At 67.9% G+C, this 6351-nt stretch carries 7 protein-coding genes; 2 read left to right on the top strand and 5 right to left on the bottom strand.

The window, feature by feature from the left end; all coding sequences use genetic code 11:
• Window positions 1–304: 304 nt before the first annotated feature.
• The 3 genes from ACZ68L_RS38440 to thyX form a co-directional block, all read right to left on the bottom strand.
• Window positions 305–1990 carry a ribonuclease J gene (locus ACZ68L_RS38440; RefSeq protein WP_469587180.1) on the bottom strand — a complete coding sequence of 562 codons (1686 nt, stop codon included), beginning with the start codon at window positions 1988–1990 and terminating at the stop codon, window positions 305–307.
• A 129-nt stretch (window positions 1991–2119) separates the two neighbouring features.
• The gene (gene dapA, locus ACZ68L_RS38435) at window positions 2120–3019 is read right to left on the bottom strand and encodes a 4-hydroxy-tetrahydrodipicolinate synthase (protein ID WP_469587177.1); all 900 of its coding nucleotides are present in this window, start codon (window positions 3017–3019) and stop codon (window positions 2120–2122) included.
• A 152-nt stretch (window positions 3020–3171) separates the two neighbouring features.
• Window positions 3172–3909 carry an FAD-dependent thymidylate synthase gene (gene thyX / locus ACZ68L_RS38430; protein ID WP_376286622.1) on the bottom strand — a complete coding sequence of 246 codons (738 nt, stop codon included), beginning with the start codon at window positions 3907–3909 and terminating at the stop codon, window positions 3172–3174.
• A gap of 186 nt (window positions 3910–4095) precedes the next feature.
• Between thyX and ACZ68L_RS38425 the strand changes: the two genes are divergently transcribed.
• Window positions 4096–4335, top strand: coding sequence for a hypothetical protein (locus ACZ68L_RS38425; RefSeq protein WP_469587173.1), 240 nt, complete (start codon window positions 4096–4098; stop codon window positions 4333–4335).
• Between the two features lie 94 nt (window positions 4336–4429).
• Window positions 4430–4981: a hypothetical protein gene (locus ACZ68L_RS38420; RefSeq protein WP_469587171.1), complete on the top strand. Its 552-nt coding sequence runs from the start codon at window positions 4430–4432 to the stop codon at window positions 4979–4981.
• A gap of 143 nt (window positions 4982–5124) precedes the next feature.
• Here ACZ68L_RS38420 and ACZ68L_RS38415 read toward each other — a convergent pair whose 3' ends face one another.
• Window positions 5125–5583, bottom strand: a complete 459-nt coding sequence (locus ACZ68L_RS38415; RefSeq protein WP_469587169.1) for a hypothetical protein — start codon at window positions 5581–5583, stop codon at window positions 5125–5127.
• Between the two features lie 12 nt (window positions 5584–5595).
• Window positions 5596–6348 carry a 4-hydroxy-tetrahydrodipicolinate reductase gene (gene dapB, locus ACZ68L_RS38410; RefSeq protein WP_469587166.1) on the bottom strand — a complete coding sequence of 251 codons (753 nt, stop codon included), beginning with the start codon at window positions 6346–6348 and terminating at the stop codon, window positions 5596–5598.
• Window positions 6349–6351: the final 3 nt, after the last annotated feature.

The following is a 6351-nucleotide window of genomic DNA, read 5'->3' as shown; positions in this document are numbered from 1 at the left end:
GAAGCGGGGCCGCTTTCCAGTTCCACGCTTTCGCGTTTCCCTTTCCAGCGATTCCAACCCTACCAGACTCTTTTCTCACCGTTTCCGGTTCGAATTTGAATTCCGGTGGCCTTTGGAGTGGCCTTGCCTTTCGGCGAACCCGACTTTATCAGAAGTTCTGAGTCGGAATTTCCGCCCCGTTCGGGGTGACCACTGCACGTGAGTGTGCGCGGTGCTTCCCGGCCTGGCGGAGCCGTAAACGTACTGGAGCGGGGCGCCTCGATGCAAATCGGGGGCCCCGCTCCGGAGTTCGCGCCTGTCGGGATCAGACCTCGACGACGACGGGAAGGATCATCGGTCGCCGACGGTAGGTGTCGGAGACCCACTTGCCCAGCGTGCGGCGGACCAACTGCTGGAGCTGGTGGGGCTCCATCACACCGTCCTGGGCGGACCTGTTGATCGCTTCCTCGATCTTCGGCACGACGGCGCCGAACACCGAGTCGTCGATGCCGGAGCCACGGGCGTGGATGTCCGGGCCGCCCGTGATCTTGCCGGTGGAACTGTCGACCACGATGAAGACGGAGATGATGCCCTCCTCACCGAGGATCCGACGGTCCTTGAGGGAGGTCTCGGTGACATCGCCGACCGAGAGGCCGTCGACGTATACGTAACCTGCCTGGACCTTGCCGACGATCTTGGCCTTGCCGTCGACGAGGTCGACGACGACGCCGTCCTCGGCGATGACGATGTGGTCCTTGGGTACGCCGGTGAGAGCTCCCAGTTCGGCGTTGGCCCTCAGGTGGCGCCATTCGCCGTGGACCGGCATCAGGTTCTTCGGCTTGCAGATGTTGTAGAAGTACAGCAGCTCGCCGGCCGAGGCGTGGCCCGAGACATGGACCTTGGCGTTGCCCTTGTGGACGACGTTGGCGCCCCAGCGCGTCAGGCCATTGATCACGCGGTAGACCGCGTTCTCGTTGCCCGGGATCAGGGACGACGCCAGGATCACCGTGTCGCCCTGCACGATCCGGATCTGGTGGTCCCGGTTGGCCATACGGGAGAGTGCGGCCATCGGCTCGCCCTGGGATCCCGTACAGACCAGCACGACCTCGTCGTCCGGCAGATCGTCGAGGGTCTTGACGTCGACCACCAGGCCCGCGGGGACCTTCAGATAGCCCAGATCACGGGCGATGCCCATGTTGCGGACCATGGAGCGGCCGACGAAGGCGACCCGGCGGCCGTACTCGTGGGCCGCGTCGAGAATCTGCTGGATGCGGTGCACATGGCTGGCGAAGCTCGCCACGATGATGCGCTTCTGGGCGTTGGCGAAGACCGTGCGCAGGACGTTGGAGATGTCCCGCTCGGGCGGCACGAAGCCGGGGACCTCCGCGTTGGTCGAGTCGGAGAGGAGGAGGTCGATGCCTTCCTCGCTCAGCCGGGCGAACGCGTGCAGGTCGGTGAGTCGGCCGTCCAGCGGGAGCTGGTCCATCTTGAAGTCGCCGGTCGCGACGGCCATGCCCGCCGGCGTGCGGATGGCGACCGCGAGCGCGTCCGGGATCGAGTGGTTGACCGCGACGAACTCGCAGTCGAAGACGCCGATGCGCTCGCGCTGGCCCTCCGCGACTTCGAGGGTGTAGGGGCGGATGCGGTGCTCCTGCAGCTTCGCCTCGATCAGCGCGAGGGTCAGCTTGGAGCCGATGAGGGGGATGTCCGGCTTCAGGCGCAGCAGATACGGGACACCACCGATGTGGTCCTCGTGGCCGTGCGTGAGGACGATGCCCTCGATGTCGTCGAGACGGTCCCGGATCGTGGTGAAGTCCGGGAGGATCAGGTCGATCCCGGGCTGCTCCTCCTCGGGGAAGAGAACTCCGCAGTCGACGACGAGCAGGCGGCCGCCGTACTCGAATACCGTCATGTTGCGGCCGATTTCGCCGAGGCCGCCGAGCGGGGTGACGCGGAGGCCGCCCTTCGGGAGCTTCGGCGGGGTGCCGAGTTCGGGGTGCGGATGACTCAAAAGACTCTCCTTACCACGCGCGCCACGTACCGCTCGGGCACGTGGCGCGCATGTCATTCGTGCACTTGCTGTTGACTGTGATGTCACTCTTGCGAGTGTTCTTCGCTTATTCAGTTGTGAAGTCTGTGGTTACAGCTCTACCCCACCGGCGGCAAGATCGATCTTGAGCTGAGCCGTTTCCTGCGCGGTGAGTTCCACCAGGGGGAGGCGCAGCGGGCCTGCGGGGAGGCCCTGGAGCGTCAGCGCGGCCTTGGTGGTGATCACGCCCTGGGTACGGAACATGCCGGTGAAGACCGGCAGGAGCTTCTGGTGGATCTCCGTGGCCTTCTGGACGTCGCCGCCGAGGTACGCCTCGATGAGGGCGCGCAGGTCGGGAGTGACGACATGGCCGACGACGGAGACGAAGCCGACGGCGCCGACCGAGAGGAGCGGCAGGTTCAGCATGTCGTCGCCGGAGTACCAGGCAAGGCCGGACCGGGTGATCGCCCAGCTGGCACGGCCGAGATCGCCCTTGGCGTCCTTGTTGGCGACGATGCGTGGGTGCTCGGCGAGCCTCACCAGCGTCTCGGTGTCGATCGGCACACCGCTGCGGCCCGGAATGTCGTAGAGCATCACCGGCAGACCGGTGGCGTCGGCGATGGCCGTGAAGTGGCGGAAGAGGCCTTCCTGCGGCGGCTTGTTGTAGTACGGCGTCACGGCGAGGAGGCCGTGGGCACCGGAGCGTTCGGCCGTGCGGGCGAGCTCGATGCTGTGCCGGGTGTCGTTGGTGCCGATGCCGACGACGATGTGGGCCCGGTCTCCCACCGCCTCCAGTACCGCCCGTACGAGCTGGTCTTTCTCCGCGTCGCTGGTGGTCGGGGACTCGCCGGTGGTGCCGTTGACGATCAGGCCGTCATTGCCTGCGTCCACCAGATGGGCGGCGAGCCGCTGGGCGCCGTCGAGGTCGAGTGCGCCGTCCGCCGTGAAGGGCGTGACCATAGCGGTGAGGACCCGCCCGAAGGGGGTCTGCGGAGTGGAGATCGGAGCCATGGGTAACACGCTACTCGTTGCTCAGCGCCCAATGCCCCCTCGGGGGGACACGCTAGAGGAGCCCGACACTGCCTGCTCGGGGGTTCAAGCAGTGCCGGGTCCGTTTGATCAGCCTAGATGAACTTCATGAAACGCCGCAATACGGACACCGCTTACGGGGCCACGCGTCCGTTTTTGTTGAAGGCTGCATGGGTGAGCGGCATGAGCCGGGCCCAGTGCTCTTCCATCTGCTGGCCGACCATCTCGATCTCGCGCTGCGGGAAGGACGGCACCTTCGCCAGCTCGTGCTGGGTACGCAGACCCAGGAAGTGCATCAGCGAGCGGGCGTTGCATGTGGCGTACATCGAGGAGAACAGGCCCACGGGGAGCACCGCGCGGGCGACCTCGCGGGCCACTCCCGCGGCGAGCATCTCCTGGTACGCCTCGTACGCCTGGCGGTAGGAGTCCTCCATGATGCGGCCGGTGAGCTCCTGCTGGGCCTGGGTGCCCTCGACGAACTCGTACTTGCCGGGGCGGCCCTGCTGGACGAGCTTGCGGGACTCCCCCGGAACGTAGAAGACGGGTTGCAGCTCCCTGTAGCGGCCCGATTCCTCGTTGTACGACCATCCGACGCGGTGACGCATGAACTCTCGGAACACGAAGATCGGGGCGCTGATGAAGAAGGTCATCGAGTTGTGCTCGAACGGGCTGCCGTGCCGGTCACGCATCAGGAAGTTGATGAGCCCCTTGGAGCGCTCAGGGTCCTTCGTGACCTCCTCCAGGGACTGCTCACCGGCCGTGGAGACGCGGGCCGCGAACAGCACGTCGGAGTCACCTGCAGCGTGTTTCACCAGGTCAACGGTGACATCGCTGCGGAAGCTGGGCTTTGCGGGCTCGGGGGTCTCGGTCACCGGCGGGGTCCTTCCAATTGCGTCGCTCGGGCGGCGCCCACTCTACGGGCCGCCACTGACAACGAGGGCAGGAAGGGCTGTCCAGGGATTTCTTCGACGAATTCGGCGATTCGGGGCACCGAACGGGCCCGCCGTGCGTCTGACTCAGTAGCAGCATCCGTTACAGAGTTCAAGGAGAGCTTCCTCATGTTCCGCCGGCGTGAATCCGTCCCGTTCTCGTTCGTAGCCGAGGCCGACCGATTCCGCAGTAACGTCACCCCGCCCCCACGGGAGCGCACCAGCGTCTCCCAGCTGGCCGGCCGTTCCCTCATCGGGCTGACGGTCGTCGCGGGCCTCGTGGGGTCGCTGATCCTCGGCCTGCCCGCCCTGAGCCCCGCCCAGGGCCCGTCGCACATCCAGCAGACCGAGGCCTCGCACGGGGGCTGACGCGCGCGGACCCCCTGGGGTGGTCCCGTCGGCGATCTCCTCGATAGCCTCACCGAGCACAGCAATCGAGCGTGCTTGTGAGTGAGGATCAGTCGTGCCCCTGCCCTTTCTGACGGCCGACCGCGCGTTTGACGCGAGCGCCGAGGACATCGCGCTGCCGTTCGACGACCACGACGACTGGCGGCGTCCGTACCGCCCCGGGCCCTGGCGGGTCGCGGCCGCGGCCTTCCTGCTGCTGTTCGCTTCGTTCATCCTGCTCGCGGGGATGATCATCGCGTTCGCCGGAGCGGTACCGGGCGCCGTCGTCTGCCTGGGACTGGCCCTCGTGGTCATCGCCTGCGCCCTGCGGCTGCTGCGGGTCGGCGCCTGGGTGAGCCGGCACGGCGTGCGCCGGGTGGGCTTCTTCGCGACGACGACCGTGCCGTGGGACCAGGTCACGGCCGTCCGTACGGTGCAGCAGCCGGTGAAGTGGCTCGGTTTTCCGCGCACCGTACAGGGCCAGGCGCTGGTCGTCGTACGCCGGGGAGGCGAGGCGGTTCCGCCGCTGCTCACCGACAGCAACGCGGATTTCCTGACGCGGGGCGAGGCGTTCGACCGTGCCGCCGACACGGTCGAGGCGTGGGGGGACGAGTATCGGCGGGACTGAGGCGAGGGGTGGCGGGGCCGTTCGGCAACCGGTTCGCCCTCCGTCGCCGGGTGGGCTCGAACGAAGCCCTCGACCGCCGACCGGCCACCTGATCCGGACGCATCGGCCCGGATCAGGTGGCCGGTCGGCCCCGTAGGCCCGGATCAGGGCGTGCTGGGCCGGGTGGCCTTCCTGTGCAGGGCGATGGCTCGCTGCATGGCCTTGCGGGCCCGGGGGGTGTCCCTGGCGTCCTGGTAGGCGACGGCCAGCCGGAACCAGCAGCGCCAGTCGTCCGGAGCGTCCTCGGTCTCCTCACGGCGGCGTGCGAACACGGCATCGGCCGAGGCGCGGTCGATGCGACCGGACGGGGTGCGGACCAGTTCGTCGACCGGCAGACCGCCCTCCGCGTCGAGTTCCGCGGCCAGGGCGTTGGCCCGCGCCACGAACTGGGTGTTCTTCCAGAGGAACCAGATACCGATCACCGGCAGGATCAGCACCGCGACCCCGAAGGTGACCGTCAGCAGTGTGCCGTGCCGGATGAGCAGGACGCCGCGGCTGCCGACCAGGACGAAGTAGAAGACCAGGACGGCAGCGGTGACGAAGTAGGTGATCTTTGCGCGCATGGCGTGGCTCAGTCAGTTCAGGTCGAGGAAGTGTTCCAGGCCGAACGTGAGACCCGGAGTGGTCACCACACGGCGTACGCCGAGCAGGATGCCCGGCATGAAGCTGGTGTGGTGCAGGGAGTCGTGGCGGATGGTGAGGGTCTCGCCCTCGCCGCCGAGCAGCACTTCCTGGTGGGCGAGGAGACCCCGCAGCCGGATCGAGTGGACCGGGACCCCGTCGACGTCCGCGCCGCGGGCACCGTCCAGGGCCGTGGTGGTGGCGTCCGGCTGCGGGGCGCAGCCGGCCTTCCGCCGGGCCTCGGCGATCAGTTCGGCGGTGCGGGTCGCGGTGCCCGAGGGGGCGTCGACCTTGTTCGGGTGGTGCAGTTCGACGACCTCGACGGACTCGAAGTACCGGGCGGCCTGCTCCGCGAACTTCATCGTGAGGACGGCGCCGATGGAGAAGTTCGGCGCGATGAGCACACCGGTTTGCGGGGAGCCGGCGAGCCAGGTGTTCAGCTGCGCGAGCCGTTCGTCGGACCAGCCCGTCGTACCGACGACGGCGTGGATGCCGTGCCGGACACAGAAGTCGAGGTTGCCCATCACCGACGCGGGGGTGGTGAGCTCGACGACGACCTGGGCGCCGGAGTCCGCGAGGGTCTCCAGCTGGTCGCCGCGGCCCAGGGCGGCCACCAGCTCCATGTCGTCGGCGGCCTCGACGGCTCGTACCGCCTCGGACCCGATGCGGCCCTTGGCACCGAGAACGGCCACGCGCAGCTTGCTCATTGC

This window comes from Streptomyces sp. NPDC104309, assembly GCF_055584025.1.
The sequence above is the reverse complement of the archived record's forward strand: the minus strand, read 5'-3'. Positions and strand labels throughout refer to the sequence as shown.